This is a genomic window from Pedobacter suwonensis, assembly GCF_900111825.1.
In the GTDB taxonomy this organism is placed as follows: domain Bacteria; phylum Bacteroidota; class Bacteroidia; order Sphingobacteriales; family Sphingobacteriaceae; genus Pedobacter; species Pedobacter suwonensis.
This window is the reverse complement of sequence record NZ_FOJM01000001.1, coordinates 447,904-468,063: the sequence shown is the minus strand read 5'-3', so window position 1 is coordinate 468,063 and position 20,160 is coordinate 447,904. Positions and strand designations below refer to the sequence as shown.

Here is a 20,160-nt window from a genome sequence, read left to right as displayed (position 1 = left end):
AAAATTACGATGCAAATGAATTTAAGCTGTTACGTTAATCAAACTGATTATTACGAAATTCAAACAATCCGGTAAGAAGTTGGGGTATGGTTGGTTAATTTTTTAAAAAAATTGTTGAAATGGGTAGGTTCTTCAAATCCCAGGCAATAACCAATTTCTGAGATATTCCAGTCTGTATGTTTTAATAAAGCTTTAGCTTCTCTCAATAAACGCTCTGTAATGTAGTGGGTGGTGGTTTTACCCGTAGTTTCCTTTATCGCACGGTTTAAATGGTTTACATGTACCGAAAGTTGTGATGCATAGTCTTTTGCGGAGCGCATGGTAAACCTTTGGGTAGTGGTTTCAATGGGAAACTGCCGCTCTAATAACTCCGTAAAAACAGCAGTAATCCTGGCATTGGCATCCGTATGCTTGAATAAATTTTCGGAAGGCTCGGTTTTCAAAGCGAAATGAGTAATTTCTGTAATGTAATTGCGAAGTAGATCATATTTGTAAACATAATCTGAATTGATTTCTTCAAACATTTTAGCAAAAATAGCTTCGATATGCCTGTCTTGCTGTTCATTTAAAATATATGCTGGTTTTCCTCCATGGGTAAACATAGGTAGATCGCCAATGTTTCCACGAATCTTTTCGGTAAAAAAGGCTTCCGTAAAAATGCAAAAATAACCCGTTACCTCATTTTGCTTGCCACTGCCCAGTTCCCAGGTATAAGGTACGAGCGGATTAAAAAAGATTAAAGCCGTACCATTAATCTCAATACTCCTGTCCGCATAGTGGTAAACGTTATGGCCACGCGTCAGGCAGATTTTGTAATAATCCCTGCGGTTGTAACTCATTGGTTTGTGATCATCCCTTAAACAATCTTCCAGTTTGAAAACGTTAAAATGGCCTACGCCATTCTGGAGGTTATCGGGTAGGAACTTGAATTTGTTTTGGTAAAAATCTTCAATGGTTTCTGGCTTGTTCATAAGTCAAAGTTACAAAATTCAAACTTAAAGCAAATTAATGAAAACTGAAGGAAAGCTTCTGAAAAATTAAAAGGAGATTGCTATGATAAAAATATTTGTCATTAATATACCGATTGGTATATATTTGTATCGGCAATTTAAAGCGTATGACCAAGGCAGAGAAGACAAGAAATTTTATCTTAGAGAAAACAGCACCCATTTTCAATATGAAGGGTTATGCAGGTACTTCTTTAAATGATATTACTGCCGCTACAGGTTTAACCAAAGGCAGTATTTATGGCAACTTTTCCAATAAAGATGAAGTAGCATTAGCTGCTTTCGATTATAACCTACATAATATTGTTTCCAGAGTAGAAAAGGAAATAAACAGACAAAAAGAGGTAAAGGGTAAATTATTGGTTTACGTTAATATTTACCAACATCTTCTTAGCGGTGTGGTAGCAGAAGGGGGGTGTCCGATTTTAAATACGGCCATTGATGCGGATGACACCCACCCTGAATTGAAGGCACGGGCGCTGAAAGCGGTGTCTGGTTGGAAGAACAGGATTATGCAGCTGGTTGAAGCTGGTATTGCTTCCAAAGAAATTAACACAGACCACAATCCGGAGCAGATTGCACTTACCATTATTGCCATGATAGAGGGAGGAATTATGATCTCCAGATTGACTGCGAAACCTGCATATTGGAATTTAATCATGGATTCATTAAAAAAATACGTCAATAGCCTCGGCTAAAAATTTTTGAGCTAAAATATACCGATCGGTATTTATCAGGTTAGATAGCGATTGTTAATCTTAAAATTTAAATAATATAAAAAATGAAAACTTCAAAAAATACCGTTTTATTGATCGGCGGAACAGCTGGTATCGGTTTAGAAATCGCAAAACAGTTAACCGCTTTGGATAACCACGTAATTATTACAGGTAGGAACGAGGAAAGGCTAAATGCAGCAGCTGCATCATTACCTAATGTAACCGCTGTGGTGTCTGACGTGAGTAAGGCTGATGATGTAGATCTTTTGGTAGAGAAAATTAAATCAGAGTTTCCTGAATTAAACATGGTGATCAACAACGCTGGAAGAGCATTGCTTTATAATTTAGCCGATCCAAACCATGATGCATTTACAAATGCAGCAGATGAAATGCTGACCAATTACCTGTCTATCGTCAGGATTAATCAAAAGTTATTGCCTGTGTTAAAACAACAGGAAACATCAGCTATCGTAAACGTTTCATCTATAGTAGCTTATGTTCCAGGTATTACATTGCCTACTTACGCAGCTAGTAAGGCAGCATTACACTCATACAGCACATCGTTAAGATTGAGTCTGGAAGAAACTGCTGTTAAGGTTTTTGAATTAATGCCTCCATTGGTTGATACTGAATTTTCTAAAGAAATCGGTGGCCATAATGGAATTAAACCATCAGTTGTGGCCGATGAGCTCCTGGCGGCTTTAGCCAATGATGAGTTTGAAATCAGGGTAGGTGATACCGCCAAGATTTACGAATTGTTCAGACAGTCGCCAGTTGATGCTTTAAACGTAATGAACGCCAATCGAAAAGCCTGGATAGATGCTGTTGAGCACTAAAATGATATAGTTGAAAAACAAAAGAACTTGTTGTTTCCATTTAGATGACAGATTTCCATGTTGGAATTGTTACTTTCGCGGCATTAAGTGTAAATCCTGGGTTTACATCAACTTTAATAAAACGATAGGTTGTGTTTAGCTCTTCCAGCTATATTAAATATCTCTTGGATAATTAACAGTTGATTTATCCAAGGGAATTGACTAAAAAATATTAAAAATGAAAAGAGTAGTAGTAACTGGTTTAGGTGCGATAACCCCTCTTGGTAATACGGTTGAACAGTTTTGGCAACAGATATTGGCCGGAAAAAGTGGAATTGGACCCATTACCAAATTTGATTCCGGTAAATTTAAAACGCAGTTTGCAGGTGAAGTAAAAGATTTTAATCCGGAAGAATACCTGGAGAAAAAGGAAATAAAAAAATACGACTTTTTTACGCAGTATGCTATTGCTTCGAGCGATCAGGCGATAAAAGATGCAGAATTGAATTTCACAACAATGAATGATGTGGAATTGGCAGAAGTCGGCGTTATCTGGGCAACTGGAAATGGTGGTATTGGCACTTTCGAAGCACAGTTGGAAGAGTTTCATGCCGGCGACGGAACGCCGAGATTTAACCCTTATTTTATTCCAAAAATGATTGTTGATATTGCTGCCGGTGCCATTTCCATCCGTCATAAGTTGCGTGGGCCAAATTACTGTACGGTTTCGGCCTGTGCGTCGTCCAATACGGCAATCGTAAATGCTTTTGATACCATCCGTTTAGGCAAAGCAAACATCATGATAGCAGGCGGTTCAGAAGCAGCGCTAACAAAGTCATCTGTCGGCGGATTTAATGCCGCTCAGGCTTTATCAAAAAACAACGATGATCCTAAGGGTGCATCTAGACCTTTTGATAAAGATAGGGATGGTTTTGTGATGAGCGAAGGCGCAGGTGCTTTGGTTTTGGAAGAGTTGGAACATGCTTTAGCGCGCGGCGCAAATATTTATGCGGAAATTGTTGGTGGTGGAATGGCTGCAGATGCCTATCACCTTACCGGAACACCTCCCGATGGGATTGGTGCGGCCTTAGGTATGACGAAAGCATTGAAAGATGCCGGAATAGCTGCGGATAAAATTGATTATATTAATGCACACGCTACTTCAACCGGATTAGGTGATTTAAGTGAGTTGCAGGGTATTCATACTGTTTTTAATGGTTTGCCCGTAATTATTGGGGCTACCAAATCGATGACCGGGCATTTATTGGGGGCGGCAGGTGCAATTGAAAGTGTAATCAGTATCCTTGCGATCAGAGATAATATCATTCCACCTACCATTAATACCAAAAATCTGGACGAAAATATTCCAAAGGGATTAAATATTGTTTTGGGTGAGCCGATTAAAAAGGAAATCAATTATGTATTAAACAATACTTTTGGTTTCGGTGGTCACACGGCGAGTACTATTTTTAAAAAGTACGAAGCTTAATTGTCTCAAAAAAATCTGATGCTGGTCTTAGCGTCTCGCTAAGACCTAATTTTTGCCAAAGAAATATAGAAGCACGGAAAATTAATTTTTAGGTTCTTCGATTACGCGAAGATCTGCAAGCACTTTAGTTAAAGCTAATGGTCGAAAACCATTAAACTAATGCAAATGAACAGGCTAATCTACTTGTCCATCAACAAATTTACCAGTTCTTTAAGTTCTTCCACTTCCAACTCCAGCTTTTCAATGCGATTTTCCAATGCAGTGGTATCGATTTGTGGTGCTGTAAATGTTTCAGTTTCGACGGTGATTTCAGCCTGTTCGCCTAAAAGATGGATAAAACGGGCCTCTTTCTGACCTGCTTTCTTTGTCAATTGTTTTACAAAGGCAGGTTCATCATTCGATAGTTTTTGGAGTTGTTCTAAAACCTCTTCTATACTTTCAAATTCATATAACCTTCCTGAATTGCTGTTAATTTCCCCGGGCGTTAAAGGGCCGCGTAGCAGCAAAAGGCAGATTATTGCTAACTCTGAAGGCAATAGCGGATAAACGATTGCTAAATTATGTTTGTATTTAGTTGCCCGGCTTGATCCGCCTGTAGCTGTAGCGATTAAACCTTTAATTTTAAGTTGGTTTAATGTTAAGGTTACGGTTTCCTCATCGTAATTTACTACCGGATTTCTTGAACTTTTTTGGTTGCACGCTGCAGTTAAACTATTCAATGTCATTGGGTAATAATCAGGTGTTGTGCGGCTTTTTTCTATTAGGGCGCCTAAAACTCGTTGTTCTTCTGCTGATAAATCGGGTAGGGGTTTTACATTATCCATATTATAAAAGTATCAATTGGCGGAACATTTTGAAAATTATTTTGTAAGAAGCTGTTTGCCATGCTTTTAATGGTAAAAAATGTTGATGTAGAGGAGTAAAATCACCTATTGAAATAAGATTTCAGTAAGCTAATCCAAAAGCAGTTTTTATCAGATATCGAAGGTATCAGAAGCGAAGTTTCGGTAGTTAATGATCGCAGGTGGGTAATTATATCCGGTGAAAATCACCCCGCCAGTTTTTTATGCTTTTTTTGATCTCAGTTGGAGATAATTTATTGTTCACAGCTTGATCAACCAAAGGTAAAAATTCTTCATCTCCTGCAAAACGTAAAGCGAGGATCTGGCTGATGCTTAGTTCATTTGGAAGTGCACTGCCGGCCAGCATATAATAACGCAGATTCTCTTCAGCCCTTGCTGCTCTGTCCTGGGCTTTAAGTGCAAACATCCTGGCCATTACGGCTATAATCGCAATCAGGAAAAATGCAAGTACCAACAAGCCCGTAATGATATTAGGGATGGCAATACAGGAATATATGGAAAAACACAGTCCTATAACTGTTAGCGGTACCGCGAAGAAATGGAACGGCGGATAAAATCTTTTATGGTTTTCGTAGTTTTGAGACATATTTAATGATTAAATTTTATTACTTCTTTTTGTTTTTTGAAATTAAGCCCATTTTTAAAGTTCCTTGCAACTGCTGCACTTTGAATATTTTCACACCGGTTTACTTACTGGTCACCTGCATTTAATTTAATAGCCTTTTACAGTACGCTATATTTTCGTAATTACAAATGATGTTCTTCTGTTGATCTTTCTCCCTGCTTCAGTTTTATTATCTGCAATGGGTTTACTGGCTCCAAAGCCTTTAAAAGTAAGCCGTTTTGAATCTATACTGTTTTTAACCAGGTATTCGTAAACAGCATTGGCCCGATTAAAAGATAATTTTTCATTCAACTGATCATCGCCGACATTATCTGTATGGCCTTGAATCTCAATCTGTACGTGTTCATTTTGATGCAAAAAGTCGATAAGCAGGTCGAGTTCGCGGATGGAAGCAGGTAAAAGATTAAATTTATTGGTGTCGAAGAAAATATTTTTTAAGGTTACGTTTCCGCCTTGTTTTATTTTTTCAATGTAGACTTCAATTTGGTAAGGTTTATTAATATCGCCACTTTTAAGTTCGAAGTTTTCCGAGTAAAATAAATAACCTTCGGCATTTACATTAAACAGATAGTTACTTCCTATGGGCATTACTGCCAAAAATTGACCGGTTTCGGGATCGGTGTAATCATCAAAAACAGTTTTATTGGTTTTCAGATCTATTACCTGCACATTGCTTTCGATTGTTTTTTTGGTATCACGGTCTCTTACAATTCCTTTTACGTAAGAAACCCTTAAAGGTCTGGCCGTTTCTGGAATGCCAAAGCTATAAATGTCCTGCATGCCGTAACCACCTTTTAAATTTGAAGAGAACAGTCCCAAATTTCCATCAGCACTTACTATTAAGCCGCTTTCATCTTCAAAAGAATTGATCGGATAGCCAATATTGACTGGCCTTTGCCATTGGCCATCATTACCCAGTCTGCTAAAATAAATATCTTTATTCCCAAACCCTGGCCAGCCATTTGATGAAAAATATAGTGTTTTACCATCTACATGCAGAAAAGGAGTATTTTCATCAAAAGGGGTGTTGATCTCAGGTCCCAGATTAATGGCTGGTCCCCATTTTGCATCATCGGTAATGGTGCTTTTCCAGATATCATACCCCCCGAACCCGCCAGGTCTGTTGCTGATAAAATACAATGTACGCCCATCAGGACTTATAGCCGGCTGCGATTCCCAGAACTCCGAATTAACGGGCTGACCAACATTATAGGGTTCACCCCAATCTTTTCCTTCACGGTGAGAAACATAAATATCACATCTGCCTAAGCCATCAGGTCGGTTACATCCGGTAAAAAACAAATACTTTCCATCAGGAGAAATGGTTTGTGCACCTTCATTATATTTTTCTGTATTTATCTTGTTGGATAATGGTATAGCAAGGCCCCACGCGTTATTTTTAAACTGGGCTGTCCAAAAGTCTTCATTACCATTTACCTGGCGGGTAAAAACCAATGTCTCACCATCAGCAGTTATTGCAGGAAAGTATTCAGCATCAGGCGTATTCACGCCTTCACCTAAATTTATGGGGTTATACTTTACAGGCTTCTTTATTGCCAAATAGGCAAAATCGCAATCCAGGAGGTATTTCTTTGCTCTTCTCGCTTTTTCAGATGAAGAATCCAGTACCAAAAACTCAGTAAAATGTTGTTTTGCTTTTATATAATCCTGCGTAGCAAATACAGTTTCTGCGAGTCCATAAATTACGTCGGGAGCAACCGTTTTATTAATTAATATCGCCTTTTCGTAAGCCATTCTGGCTTCCTGGTATTTTTTTTGAGCTCTATAAACACCAGCAAGTAAGATATAGGCGTTCTGGAATAGCGGGTCTGATTCTACCGCATTCTTTAATAGCTGCTCAGCAGAGGAGTAATCAAATTTATCAATAAACGGACCTGCTTTTTCAAAATAGACCTGCGCTTTTTTATTTGGAGAACTTTGTCCAAAACAATAAAAGCTTAGTATGCTAAAGGAGAGGATTAAACAAAATTTCATTACATTAACATTGGTATCAAAGCTAATGTAAACTAATTTAAGGAATATTTAAAAATTTGTGTGTTTGTAAAGAAATCTCCCATTTAGGGTTAGCCATTACATACTCAATAATCAACGGTGTAATTTCTTTTGATTTGGACCATTCAGGTTGAAGATATAGTTTACAATTTGGAGATACCATTGCCGCATATTCCTCAGCCCACTTAAAATCACTTTTATTAAAAACAATTACTTTTAACTCGTTAGCGAAAGGCGTGATATCAGGCCTTGGTGCTTTAAACTTTTTAGGTGATAGGCAGATCCAATCCCAGTTGCCTGAAAGGGGGTAGGCACCTGATGTTTCAATAAACGTGAGTATTCCTCTTTCTTTAAGTTTATTGGTCAGGTAATCAAGGTTATAAATTAAAGGTTCACCACCGGTAATTACAACAGCCTTACCAGGAAATTGACTCGCATTTTCCACAATAACATCCGAAGCAGTAAGCGGATGCATTTCGGCATCCCAGCTTTCTTTAACATCACACCAGTGGCAACCCACATCGCAACCGCCCAAGCGGATAAAATAGGCTGCTTTACCTGTGTTAAATCCTTCCCCCTGTATGGTGTAAAATTCTTCCATCAAAGGAAGTAATGTGCCGTCTTCTGGTATTGCCTGTTTCATTTTTGAGGATGCAAATATCCTAAAAAAATATGGGGAAGCAGTTTCTATTTCTAAATTTAGCAGAAAGATGAAATAATACTGATATTTGTTTCCCTTATTTAGCTGTATGAAGTGGTTTAAAGCCTTGAACAACAATCAAATTCCAAATCCTGGTGACATTAAAACCATTTTCGTTAATGGCAAACAGATTTGTGTACTTCATCATGAGGATAAAATTATCGCTACGCAGTCACATTGTCCGCACGCGGGTGGCCACTTTAGTGGTGGCTGGTGTAAAAACGGAAACCTGGTTTGCCCGATTCATCGTTACGAATACAATTTGAAAACAGGAAGGGGAGCAGAAGGGCAGGGCGATTATATCAATATCTATCCAACAGCATTACGTGAAGATGGCCTGTATATTGGCTTTGAGGAAAGCTGGTGGAGTAAATTATGGGGATAGTTAGGTTCATCAGTTCATTTGTCATCGGTATACAGGGAAATTAGGTCTTCTTAGCAGATGTAAAAATAAATTTTGTGCCTTCGTACTTTTATGGAGAAAGAAAACTCGTCCTTTCGACTGAAGCGCAGTCCCGAACGTTCGGGAGAGAAATCTATCATCTATAAAGATCCTTCATTGCATTCAGGATGACAATTCTGGTAAATACTTATGATTATATTAACTAAGCAAATGTCTTTTAAAAAACTCCTGACAGCTTAATACCTCAATGTCAGAGAAATAAAAATCTTCCACATCTTGTGTAATGATGCATTTACAATCAACAGATTGTGCAGCATAGTATTCCAGACCATCTTCTAAGTCGTGTATTTTCTCATTCGATAATGTATCCAATACACCTTCTGATGAATTGCCGGCGATCTTCAGATATTGGCAAAGCAAATCGATTTTTTGTTTGGCCAACTGTGTTTTATGTTTTTTCTCAGCAAAATAAAAAGCTATTGCCAGACACATTGGTGAAGTATAAATTTCAAATTTTGGATGTGTTGCCAGGCTTAAAATCCTCGAAGAGTAAGTGAAAACAGGATATTCCTTATTTAATACAGAAACCAACACATTTGCATCCAAAAATACCCTCATTAATTATTTCTGAGCATTAAAAAATTCTTCTTTGGATTGCTTAGCCGTTTTTTTTGAAGTTTTTTTATATGTTACCTCACCTTCAGCCACCATGCTTACCCAATCAGCAACCGGGAAATCTTCTAAAGATTTATATTTTTTAGCGGTAACCTGAGTTAACAGGTGTTCTACTAAACGTGATAAACTAATGTTATTGTCTGCTGCATACTTTTTCGCTTTGGCAACAACATCCTGATTAAAGCTTAAGGTGAGTTTCGCATCCATTATCTTATCGTTATAAAAACAAAATTACATATTTACGTGTAAATTTTAAATTTTATACTTAATAAAAGCAAGCTAATGCATTGAATAACAGTACCAATTTGCTGATCTAATCTTAAAGCGCCCTACGTTTGACTATATTTTTCAGTTGTGGTATTTACTTAACCTTCCGCCTTCCTACCTTCTACCCTTTATGTCTTGAAATAAAAAAGCAATCCAAAAAGGAATTGCTTTCTATAATTTTCAGTTGTGGGGTTTACCTTTAACCTTCCGCCTTTCTACCTTCGCCGTACCACCCTCTACCTTTAAGCGTATATTTCTTTCCTTGCAGAAGCCAGTGTATTCTTCAATAAACCAACTATCGTCATTAAACCCACACCACCTGGTACCGGAGTAATGTACGATGATATTGGTGCAACATTTTCAAAATCTACATCTCCATACAATTTAAAACCCGATTTGGTTTCGGTAGAATTTTCACGGTTAATGCCTACATCAATGATAATGGCACCAGGTTTAACCATATCAGCGGTAACAAAGTTCTTTTTACCAATTGCTGCTATTACAATATCTCCCTGCAAAACCTGTTCTTTTAAATCTTTTGTGCGTGAGTGGGTGAGTGTTACCGTACAGTTGCCCGGATTGGCATTACGAGCCATTAAAATACTCATCGGACTACCCACAATATTACTTCGGCCTACTACCACACAATGTTTTCCTGTCGTATCGATATTGTATTCCTGCAACATTAGCAAGATGCCGTAAGGAGTTGCGGGAATAAAGCAAGGCAGGTTACGCATCATCCTTCCCAGGTTTACCGGATGGAAACCATCTACGTCCTTGCGATAATCAATCTTTTCGGTCACTTTTTCGGGATCAATGTGTTTAGGTAACGGCAATTGTACAATTAAACCATCTACATCAGCATCCTGATTAATTTCCTCTATTTTCGCCAGTAATTCGGCCTCGGTAACCGAGTTATCATAACGGTGTAGTGAAGACTTAAAACCAACTTTTTCGCAGTTTTTCATCTTACTGGCCACATAAGTTTCACTGCCACCATCGTTACCAACCAAAATGGCTACAAGGTGTGGTTTGCGACCGGTTTTATTCAAAAACTCAGCTGCCTCTTCAGCAATCTGAACTTTAACTTTTTCTGATACGTATTTACCGTCTAATAATTTCATATTATGAGATGTGAGATACGAGATGTTAGATCTGAGATTAACGGTTTTGTCTCAAATCTCAAATCTAACATCTCAAATCTATATTAATCTAATTTCAAAACCGCCATAAATGCAGATTGTGGAATTTCTACGTTACCCACCTGGCGCATGCGTTTTTTACCTTTTTTCTGTTTCTCCAACAACTTACGTTTACGGGAAATATCACCACCATAACATTTAGCGGTTACATCTTTACGTAGGGCACTCAATGTTTCGCGGGCAATAACTTTAGCACCGATCGAAGCCTGAATTTTTATTTCAAATTGCTGACGCGGGATCAGTTCTTTTAACTTCTCGCAAATTTTCTTGCCGAAATCGTAAGCGTTACTGCGGTGAATCAATGAAGATAAGGCATCAACAGGTTCTTCATTAATAAGCATATCTAAACGAACCAAATCCGATTTACGGTAACCAACCTGATGGTAATCGAAAGAGGCATAACCTTTAGAAATGGTTTTTAATTTATCATAAAAATCAAATACAATTTCGCCCATTGGCATTTCAAAAACCAGTTCAACCCGATCAGAGGTCAGATAGGATTGATTGACAATAATTCCCCTTTTTTGAATACAAAGTGACATTACCGGACCAACAAATTCTGCTTTGGTAATAATATTGGCTTTGATAAAAGGCTCTTCAACCGAATCCAGTTTACTTGGATCTGGTAAATCAGACGGATTGTTTACCGTAATTTCGACACCTTTGGTGGTGTGTGCAACATACGATACGTTGGGTACCGTCGTAATTACAGTCATGTCGAATTCGCGTTCCAAACGCTCCTGAATAATTTCCATGTGCAACATGCCCAGGAAACCGCAACGGAAACCGAAGCCTAAAGCAGCAGAACTTTCTGGTTCAAAAACGATAGAGGCATCATTTAACTGCAACTTGTGCATGGCTTCGCGTAATTCTTCGAAATCCTCTGTATCAACCGGGTAAATACCGGCAAATACCATTGGCTTAACCTCTTCAAAACCTTGAATTGCACTGTCTGCCGGCCTGCCAACGGTTGTGATGGTATCACCAACCTTTACCTCGCGTGCTTCCTTAATTCCTGAAATAATATAGCCTACATCACCGGTTTTAACCACGTTGCGCGGAGCCATATCCAGTTTTAAAATACCAACTTCGTCAGCCAGGTATTCCTTGCCGGTATTGATGAATTTTACTTTGTCTCCCTTTTTAATTTCGCCATTTACCACTTTGAAATAAGCAATAATGCCCCTGAATGAATTAAAAACTGAGTCGAAAATCAATGCCTGTAATGGCGCTTCGGTGTCGCCAACCGGAGCCGGAACCCGATCAACAATCGCCTGTAAAATATCGGGTATGCCCATTCCTGTTTTACCTGAAGCGGGAATAATATCGTCACGGTCACAGCCGATTAAATCAATAATCTGGTCTTTAACTTCCTCCGGCATGGCGCCTGGCAGGTCCATTTTATTCAGGATCGGGATAATCTCCAGGTCGTGTTCTAAAGCCAGGTATAAATTCGAAATGGTTTGTGCCTGAATACCTTGCGAAGCATCTACAATGAGTAAAGCACCCTCGCAGGCTGCAATTGATCGCGAAACCTCGTACGAAAAATCTACGTGTCCAGGAGTGTCAATTAAGTTAAAAACATATTCTTCACCACCAACTTTATAGTTCATTTGTATGGCATGACTTTTAATGGTAATGCCCCGCTCGCGCTCCAAATCCATATTATCGAGCAATTGCGCCTGCGCTTCACGCTGCGAAATCGTCGCTGTATATTCTAATAACCTATCAGCCAGGGTACTTTTACCATGGTCAATATGTGCAATAATGCAAAAATTACGTATATGCTTCATCTTTGCGCAAAGATATGTTTTTTAATGGAAATTGTAAGTTGTTACTGAAAGTGATATTCCTGAATTTTTATACGGTTTAAAGCGGAGATGTTTTTGTTTGATCCGAAAAACAATGGCAGCTGCTTTTCGCATCAGTCAGTCCTGCCTTTCGCTGTATCTTTTTGGTAAAATGAGATCAAAGTTATCAAAATTGCCTGGCCAAAAAGGATGTCGCTGTAGTCAGGTTTATTAAACAGCAGGCAGTGGTTCTTAGGTCGGTTTCCCTGCGAAAACAAAATCTGATCTCCGAATACTCTTTCACTGTCTACACAACCGTTTTCTTCCACTTTCCTTTTTTAAACAAAATAAATGCAGCTACCGCAATACCTGCTTCGGCTGCAGGGATGGCAATGAAAACGCCTGTTGGACCCATTTCTAAATACTTTGCTAGAAAATATGCCAATGGAATCTGGAAGAGCCAAAAGGCGAATACATTAATTTTGGTAGGCGTCCAGGTATCTCCGGCACCGTTAAATGCGCTATTAAATACCATTGCGGATCCATAAATCACAAAGCCGATACTTAAAATTTTCAAAGCCTCACCTGCAACGGCAATCACATTTTCATCTGCAGTAAAAAATGCTGCGAACAAATGTCCGCAGGTTAAGAACAATACAGTTACCACACCCATAAAAATCACGATGTATTTTAAGGTCTGAAATACCGATTTTTCTGCGCGGTCTACGTGGCCCGCACCTAAATTCTGCCCAACCAAAGTGGCAGCGGCATTACTTAAACCCCATGCCGGTAGCATAAAAAACATCATCAGGCGCAGTGCAGTTTGATAACCTGCCGAGCCGGTATCTCCACCTGTGGTAGCAACCAGTTCGGCCAGAAATACCCAGCTGCAGCTGGCAATAACGAATTGAAAAATAGCTGGAGCAGCAATTTTTATAATGGCTTTAACCTGTTCCAAATCAGGAATAAAGTGGCTAAGGCGGATTTTTAAAGCATTTTTACCATTAAACAGATGATATACCTGATAGGTAACACCTAAACCACGGCCAATGGTAGTGGCAATGGCTGCGCCTGTTAAACCCAATGCAGGTATCGGGCCTAAACCATTGATCAAAACAGGGCAGAGGGCAATGTTAGCAATGTTGGCGATCCATAAACTGCGCATAGCAATAGCCGCATTACCTGCGCCACGGAAAATCCCGTTAATTAAGAATAGCAGGACGATAATAATGCTTCCACCCATCATAATACGAACGAATGCAACACCTTGCCCGGCTGTTTCTGTTGAAGCTCCCATAAGCAACAGGATATCTTTGGCGTAAATTAAACCAAGGATACTGATGATAATGTTGACAAAAATGGCTATTAAAATGGTCTGAATACCAGCTTTCGATGCCGCTTCCGGATTCTTCTCGCCGATTCTCCGTGCAACTACCGCAGTTGCAGCCATACTTAAACCAATGGCTAATGAATAGATAATGGTTAAAACCGATTCTGTTAATCCCACTGTTTGGATAGCATGACTACTGTTTTCCAGGTGGCCAACAAAATAAAGATCAACCAAAGCAAAAACCGATTCCATAGCCATTTCCAACATCATTGGAATGGCCAGTAAAATAATGGCGCGTTTAATACTGATTGAAGTTAAGTCAACCTCATGACCTTTTAAAGACTGAACGAGAATATCGAAAAAAGCCGATAGTTTGCCCTGTGTCTTTGTAGACTGTGACATATAATTATAATAATGAATAGTGTATAAACCAATGATACGCCATTAAGCGTACATATCTAAATTAAAATGGGAGGGAATCCTCGGTTGCTTAGAACCTCAAACGGATTGCAGATACTATCATGGTTCTGGTCGTTTTGATGTGGCAAAGATAAGTAAAAATTTTTATTATCAAATTTTGAGCATTGATTTTCAGATTCTTGCACTAGAAACACAGAACTCGCGAATTTTATCCTTTCGACTGAAGCGCAGTCCCGAATAAAGATTTTCCGGCTTAGCTTGAAGGGACGGCTTAATAAAGTTATATGCTATATGCTACAATCATTTCTTCGCTAACTTTGGTTCCTCTGCCTGTATTTAAATCGATAAGTACATAATCAAAAATCCCATCCGAAGCTACCTTGCCAGTTTTTTTGTTGATGATTTCGAATTGAACCGAGCAGCCTTTATCGTGCATCATTAAAATGCCTGTCCGGATCAACATTAAATCGTTCATTAATAAGGGGCGCTTGAAATTGATATCCACATGGCTGACCACCCAGCCCAAACCTTGCTGGGTAAAATGCTCCCAGGGCATGCCGTAAAACTTTTCCATCTGCTCATAACGGGCAGCCAGTACATAATCCAGGTATTTGCTGTTATGTACATGGTTAAACATGTCTATATCATCCGGACGGACACGTAATTCGCTTTCAAATATACTGTATTGATTCTTTTCCAAAGGTTGAAGTTTTGTGCAAATTAAGGGATTTAATATTTGCAATGTCAAGTATTACTTGCTTTTTGTATATTTCAGAAGAATGGGAAAAGCTTAAGTTTATGATATTAATATTCCACGCGAACCATCATAGAGGAGCGTAAGGCTATTTATTTGAGCCAATACTCCTGAACAGCGTTTTTTTTTGCGTTCTGAAACTCAATCACATTTCAGTTGCCATGAATGATGTTTTAGAGTTGGAACGTGGAAGCAGAACAGTTGATAAAATTGGATATTGCCAAAAAAGATGCTAGTCAATTTCCTGAGGTTCGGATTTATCGTTACTGATAAACCTCCATTCTTGACCGTAGAGCGATTTATACTCAATCATAATTTTAATATCGGCCTTTTCTACCAGTGGAGCTAAACGGTCATCGTCTATATTGATTAAGCTTAACTTCTCACCAACAGGTAAAATTTCATTCTTCCAGATATTTGCCAATGCCACCGACTTTGTAGAATCCAATCGGTTTTCTTTTTTAATTTGGTGTAGGATTTCTGCTATGTTTTCAAAACGTTTGGAGTTGTAAGAGTAAGAATAGTTTGAAACTATTGCCGGACCCAAGCCTTGGTTTACGATTATAAATTCATAATGATAGGATTTGCCATTTTTACCATCACCACCTGAAAAACTCTGCGAATAATTCATGAGCAGAGGCTTTACCGATGCATATTGTTGCACCTTTTGCAGTCTTGTTTGGTATAAAGTGATAATAATGGCACAAATACTGGTTACGATAGCGCACAAACCAACAATTGTATCAAGTGAAATTTTATTATTATTTTGGGTTTTAGGTTTATGCATCGCTAAGCTGTTTTTAAAATTCGATCTAAAATAAAAAAAAGGATTTTAGAAAGATAAATATTTCTGGCATAACACGCTTGCTTATCATTAAAAATAGCATTATCTTTGCGCCACAATTAATTAATTTATTGCTTTAATATTATTCAAGAATGTATTTAAGTTCAGAAAAGAAAGCCGAAATCTTTAAACAACACGGCGAAGTAGAAACCAATACTGGTTCTGCAGAAGGTCAGGTAGCGTTATTTACATACCGTATTGCGCACCTAACAGAACACTTAAAGAAAAATCGCAAAGATTTCTCTACACAGTTGTCACTTCAAAAATTGGTAGGTAAACGCCGCGGTATTTTGGCTTACCTGTACAAAAAAGATATTGAGCGCTATCGTGCTATCATCAAAGCTTTATCGCTTCGTGATATCATTAAACAAAAATAAGCGAATTTTATCAACGAAAGCCATTCTTAAGGGAGTGGCTTTTTAATTTCCTGTTAATTTTTTTAACAGGATTTGTTATGATAGGCCTTTTTAATCCTATCTTCGTTTGCAAAAACAAAAACATATATAAACAACGGTGTGTAGAAAGAGGAAAACGCACCATAATTCTAATTAAATGAATGTAATAAAAAAATCGTTCGATTTGGGCGATGGTAGAATTGTAGAAATTGAAACAGGTAAACTGGCTAAACAGGCAGATGGTTCGGTTGTAGTAAAAATGGGCGATACCATGTTACTGGCAACAGTTGTATCTACTGTTGGTGCTAAACCAGGTACTGATTTTTTACCATTATCGGTTGATTATCAGGAAAAATATGCGGCAACCGGCCGTATTCCAGGTGGCTTTTTACGTCGTGAGGCAAGATTATCTGATTATGAGGTGTTAATTTCCCGTTTGGTAGACAGGGCTTTACGTCCACAGTTCCCTTCAGATTATCATGCCGATACACAGGTAATGATTTCTTTAATCTCTGCTGATAAAAATATCATGCCAGATTGTTTGGCGGGTTTAGCCGCATCGGCTGCATTATCCGTTTCTGATATTCCTTTCAACGGGCCAATTTCTGAAGTACGTGTGGCTAAAATTGATGGTAAACTGGTAATCAATCCATTTGCCAGCGATTTAGAGCGTGCAACACTTGAATTTATGGTTGCAGGTTCTGCCAACGACATCTGTATGGTGGAAGGCGAATGCGACGAAATTCAGGAGGATGAAATGGTGGAAGCTTTAAAATTTGCACACGATGCGATTAAAGTTCAATGCGCTATTCAGGTTGAATTAACCGAAGCAACCGGTAAAACCGTTAAACGTGAATACAATCATGAAGAACATGATGCCGATTTAAAAGCAAAGGTTTACGCTGATACTTATGATAAAGTTTATGCCGTGGCTAAAGCTGGCGGTAATAAGGATGTGCGTAAAGAAGGTTTCACAGCGATCATCAACGAATTCTTTGAGGCCATGCCTGAAGATACTGCCGATTTGACCAAAGCATTGGCTAAACATTATTACCATGATGTTCAGTATGATGCGATCAGAAACCTGTTGTTGGATGAAGGCATCCGTTTAGATGGCCGTAAGACCACTGAAATCCGTCCGATTTGGAGTGAAGTGGGTTATTTGCCTGCTGCACACGGTTCAGCTGTATTTACGCGGGGAGAAACCCAATCGTTAACTTCGGTTACTTTGGGTGGTAAAGATGATGAGCAAATGATTGATGGTGCTTTCTTTAATGGTTACCAGAAGTTCTTGTTACATTATAATTTCCCGGGTTTTTCTACTGGCGAAGTTAGACCAAACAGAGGCGCTGGCCGTCGCGAGATTGGTCACGGTAACCTGGCTCAGCGTTCGTTGAAAAAGGTATTACCTCAAGGCGAGGCAAATCCTTACACCATCCGTGTCGTATCTGATATTTTAGAATCTAATGGTTCATCATCAATGGCAACTGTTTGTGCAGGTACATTGGCACTGATGGATGCAGGTATTAAAATTAAAGCACCGGTTTCTGGTATCGCGATGGGTTTGATTACCGATGAAAAAACGGGTAAATATGCTATCCTTTCTGATATTTTAGGTGATGAAGATCACTTAGGTGATATGGATTTTAAAGTAACCGGTACCGAAAATGGTATTGTTGCCTGCCAGATGGATTTAAAAATCAATGGTTTATCTTACGAAGTATTAACCAAAGCGTTATTACAGGCTAAAGAAGGCCGTCTACACATCTTAAACGAGATGAAGAAAACCATCAGTCAGCCTAATGAGGATTACAAACCGCATGCACCTCGTATTGTTTCTTTAACTATTGATAAGGAATTCATTGGTGCTATTATTGGCCCTGGAGGTAAAATTATCCAGGAAATGCAACGCGAAACAGGAGCTACCATCTCAATTGAAGAAGTTGACGGTAAAGGTATCGTTGAAGTATTTGCCGATAACAAAGCGGCAATTGATGCAGCAGTTACCCGTATCCGTAATATTGTTGCCAAACCGGAAATAGGTGAAATTTACCAGGGTAAAGTAAAATCAATTATGCCGTTTGGTGCATTTGTTGAAGTAATGCCAGGTAAAGATGGTTTATTACACATCTCCGAAATTTCATGGGAGCGGTTAGAAACTATGGACGGTGTATTAAAAGAAGGTGATAAAATCGAAGTTAAATTGTTAGACATCGATAAACAGGGTAAAATGAAACTTTCACGTAAAGTTTTATTGCCAAGACCAGAAAAACCAGCTGCGCCAAAAGTTTAATTGGTAATCGGCTTGCTGAACTTGTTTCAGCATCTCAAATACAAGCCCTTTCAGGTTACTGAAAGGGTTTTTTGTTGATGTCTATTTTGTTTAACAATGATTTTGTAACTTGCATTACAGATGAAAAAAGATATTCACATCGTTGAAGAGCCTATTGCTGATTATAAAAAGGCTGAAGAAGATTTACTGAAAAAAGGCTTATCAAGTACTTATACAGAGCGTTTTCACACCATGGCAAGATTGATGAAGCTAAATATGATATTAAAATCTGCAAAAATTACTCATAAAAAAATCGAATAATAAATGGATGTTTTGATGATGAGATTTTAAAATTGTGGCGTTCATTGCTGAATAATAATGTTCGTTTTATTATGATTGGTGGTGTTGCAACAAATTTGCATGGCTTCCATAGAACAACAGACGTATAGATATTTGGATTAAAGATAATCTTTAGAACAGACAGAATTTACGAGCTGCATTTAAAGAGTATGGTTTGGGAGATTTCAAAAATTTAGAAATTTTAGTTTTTATTCCAGGTTGAACGGATTTTTATTTGGATAATAGTTTACGGATGGATATCATGACTACTGTTAAAGGTTCGGAGGAATTTGGTTTTGATAAGTGTTTAGAATATGCATCTATAGCAACAATTTATGAAATGGAAATTCCTTTTCTGCATATTAATCAATTAATTGACTCGAAGAAAGCTGCAAATCGCCCGAAAGACCATATTGATATAATTGAATTAGAAAATATTAAAAAATTAAGAAACGATTAAATGAAATACATCATAGCCCCATCCATACTTTCTGCCGATTTTGGCAATTTGCAGCGCGACATTGAAATGATTAATCAAAGTGATGCCGATTGGTTTCATGTTGATGTAATGGACGGTGTTTTCGTTCCGAATATCTCTTTCGGTTTTCCGGTAATGGCGGCTGTAAAAAAACATGCCATTAAACCATTGGATGTACATTTAATGATTGTAGAGCCGGATAAATACATTGAGGAATTTGCCAAGGCAGGTGCAGATAGAATTACGGTGCATTATGAGGCCTGCACGCATTTACATAGAACCATACAGTTAATTAGGTCTTCAGGTTGTAAAGCAGGTGTAGCTTTAAATCCGCACACACCGGTTACACTACTTCAGGATGTAATTGAAGATCTTGATCTGGTGTTAATTATGTCGGTTAATCCGGGATTTGGCGGACAGGCCTTCATTCACAACACCTATAAAAAGATAAAGGACTTAAAAACTTTAATCCAGGGTGTAAATGAAAACTTGATTATAGAGGTTGATGGTGGCGTGGGTTTACAGAATATTGCTGCACTGGTATCGGCAGGTGCCAATGCTTTTGTAGCTGGAAATGCAATTTTTGCAACAGATGATCCGACAGAAACGATTGCTAAAATGAAACAACAGTTAATTACTAGCATAAACATTTAATTGCTAAATTGTTCAAATGATAAGAGGTTTAGTTATCTTGATACTTAATACCCTTATCTCGACACTTAATACTTTTATCTCGATACTTGATACTTTTGTCTTGATACTT

21 protein-coding genes are annotated in these 20,160 nt (G+C 38.3%); 9 read left to right on the top strand and 12 right to left on the bottom strand.

The window, feature by feature from the left end; all coding sequences use genetic code 11:
* Positions 1-59: 59 nt before the first annotated feature.
* Positions 60-971, bottom strand: a complete 912-nt coding sequence (locus BM107_RS01895) for a helix-turn-helix domain-containing protein (RefSeq protein ID WP_090979678.1) — start codon at positions 969-971, stop codon at positions 60-62.
* Positions 972-1,117: 146 nt separating this feature from the next.
* Here BM107_RS01895 and BM107_RS01890 point away from each other — a divergent pair, with 146 nt between their 5' ends.
* The 3 genes from BM107_RS01890 to fabF all read left to right on the top strand — a co-directional run bounded on the left by BM107_RS01890 (position 1,118) and on the right by fabF (position 4,027).
* Positions 1,118-1,705 carry a TetR/AcrR family transcriptional regulator gene (locus BM107_RS01890; protein ID WP_090979676.1) on the top strand — a complete coding sequence of 196 codons (588 nt, stop codon included), beginning with the start codon at positions 1,118-1,120 and terminating at the stop codon, positions 1,703-1,705.
* A gap of 83 nt (positions 1,706-1,788) precedes the next feature.
* Entirely contained in the window at positions 1,789-2,559 is a 771-nt protein-coding gene (locus BM107_RS01885) for an SDR family oxidoreductase (RefSeq protein WP_090979674.1), read from the top strand.
* A gap of 217 nt (positions 2,560-2,776) precedes the next feature.
* Positions 2,777-4,027 carry a beta-ketoacyl-ACP synthase II gene (fabF, locus tag BM107_RS01880; RefSeq protein ID WP_090979672.1) on the top strand — a complete coding sequence of 417 codons (1,251 nt, stop codon included), beginning with the start codon at positions 2,777-2,779 and terminating at the stop codon, positions 4,025-4,027.
* A 179-nt stretch (positions 4,028-4,206) separates the two neighbouring features.
* Here fabF and BM107_RS01875 read toward each other — a convergent pair whose 3' ends face one another.
* From BM107_RS01875 to BM107_RS01860, 4 genes are all read right to left on the bottom strand, one after another.
* Complete coding sequence (locus BM107_RS01875) at positions 4,207-4,851, bottom strand: YceH family protein (protein WP_090979670.1); 645 nt, start codon at positions 4,849-4,851, stop codon at positions 4,207-4,209.
* A gap of 208 nt (positions 4,852-5,059) precedes the next feature.
* Complete coding sequence (locus BM107_RS01870; protein WP_090979668.1) at positions 5,060-5,476, bottom strand: DUF6526 family protein; 417 nt, start codon at positions 5,474-5,476, stop codon at positions 5,060-5,062.
* 147 nt (positions 5,477-5,623) lie between these two features.
* Positions 5,624-7,510: an OmpA family protein gene (locus BM107_RS01865; protein WP_090979666.1), complete on the bottom strand. Its 1,887-nt coding sequence runs from the start codon at positions 7,508-7,510 to the stop codon at positions 5,624-5,626.
* A gap of 37 nt (positions 7,511-7,547) precedes the next feature.
* Positions 7,548-8,171, bottom strand: coding sequence for a 7-carboxy-7-deazaguanine synthase QueE (locus BM107_RS01860; RefSeq protein WP_090979664.1), 624 nt, complete (start codon positions 8,169-8,171; stop codon positions 7,548-7,550).
* A gap of 106 nt (positions 8,172-8,277) precedes the next feature.
* Here BM107_RS01860 and BM107_RS01855 point away from each other — a divergent pair, with 106 nt between their 5' ends.
* Positions 8,278-8,613 (top strand): Rieske (2Fe-2S) protein, encoded by a 336-nt coding sequence (locus BM107_RS01855; RefSeq protein WP_090979662.1) that lies wholly within the window; start codon positions 8,278-8,280, stop codon positions 8,611-8,613.
* 216 nt (positions 8,614-8,829) lie between these two features.
* Here the strand turns inward: BM107_RS01855 and BM107_RS01850 are convergent, their stop codons facing one another.
* The 7 genes from BM107_RS01850 to BM107_RS01815 form a co-directional block, all read right to left on the bottom strand.
* On the bottom strand, positions 8,830-9,249 hold the full coding sequence (locus tag BM107_RS01850; protein WP_090979660.1) for a PIN domain-containing protein: 420 nt from the start codon (positions 9,247-9,249) through the stop codon (positions 8,830-8,832).
* Positions 9,250-9,252: 3 nt separating this feature from the next.
* Complete coding sequence (locus BM107_RS01845) at positions 9,253-9,513, bottom strand: DUF6364 family protein (protein WP_090979658.1); 261 nt, start codon at positions 9,511-9,513, stop codon at positions 9,253-9,255.
* A 302-nt stretch (positions 9,514-9,815) separates the two neighbouring features.
* Positions 9,816-10,697 carry a bifunctional 5,10-methylenetetrahydrofolate dehydrogenase/5,10-methenyltetrahydrofolate cyclohydrolase gene (locus tag BM107_RS01840; RefSeq protein ID WP_090979656.1) on the bottom strand — a complete coding sequence of 294 codons (882 nt, stop codon included), beginning with the start codon at positions 10,695-10,697 and terminating at the stop codon, positions 9,816-9,818.
* 83 nt (positions 10,698-10,780) lie between these two features.
* Positions 10,781-12,568 carry a translation elongation factor 4 gene (gene lepA / locus BM107_RS01835; protein WP_090979653.1) on the bottom strand — a complete coding sequence of 596 codons (1,788 nt, stop codon included), beginning with the start codon at positions 12,566-12,568 and terminating at the stop codon, positions 10,781-10,783.
* Positions 12,569-12,872: 304 nt separating this feature from the next.
* Complete coding sequence (locus tag BM107_RS01825) at positions 12,873-14,297, bottom strand: MATE family efflux transporter (protein ID WP_090979649.1); 1,425 nt, start codon at positions 14,295-14,297, stop codon at positions 12,873-12,875.
* Positions 14,298-14,595: 298 nt separating this feature from the next.
* Complete coding sequence (locus tag BM107_RS01820; RefSeq protein WP_090979647.1) at positions 14,596-15,015, bottom strand: acyl-CoA thioesterase; 420 nt, start codon at positions 15,013-15,015, stop codon at positions 14,596-14,598.
* 286 nt (positions 15,016-15,301) lie between these two features.
* Entirely contained in the window at positions 15,302-15,856 is a 555-nt protein-coding gene (locus tag BM107_RS01815; RefSeq protein WP_090979645.1) for a hypothetical protein, read from the bottom strand.
* A 149-nt stretch (positions 15,857-16,005) separates the two neighbouring features.
* Here BM107_RS01815 and rpsO point away from each other — a divergent pair, with 149 nt between their 5' ends.
* From rpsO to rpe, 5 genes are all read left to right on the top strand, one after another.
* Positions 16,006-16,290, top strand: a complete 285-nt coding sequence (gene rpsO / locus BM107_RS01810; protein WP_090979643.1) for a 30S ribosomal protein S15 — start codon at positions 16,006-16,008, stop codon at positions 16,288-16,290.
* Positions 16,291-16,465: 175 nt separating this feature from the next.
* Positions 16,466-18,601: a polyribonucleotide nucleotidyltransferase gene (pnp, locus tag BM107_RS01805; RefSeq protein WP_090979641.1), complete on the top strand. Its 2,136-nt coding sequence runs from the start codon at positions 16,466-16,468 to the stop codon at positions 18,599-18,601.
* Positions 18,602-18,721: 120 nt separating this feature from the next.
* Positions 18,722-18,901 carry a hypothetical protein gene (locus tag BM107_RS01800; RefSeq protein WP_090979639.1) on the top strand — a complete coding sequence of 60 codons (180 nt, stop codon included), beginning with the start codon at positions 18,722-18,724 and terminating at the stop codon, positions 18,899-18,901.
* A gap of 280 nt (positions 18,902-19,181) precedes the next feature.
* Positions 19,182-19,379 carry a hypothetical protein gene (locus BM107_RS24895; protein ID WP_208864311.1) on the top strand — a complete coding sequence of 66 codons (198 nt, stop codon included), beginning with the start codon at positions 19,182-19,184 and terminating at the stop codon, positions 19,377-19,379.
* Positions 19,380-20,051: a ribulose-phosphate 3-epimerase gene (gene rpe / locus BM107_RS01790; RefSeq protein WP_090979637.1), complete on the top strand. Its 672-nt coding sequence runs from the start codon at positions 19,380-19,382 to the stop codon at positions 20,049-20,051. It abuts the gene before it with no gap.
* Positions 20,052-20,160 lie beyond the last annotated feature (109 nt).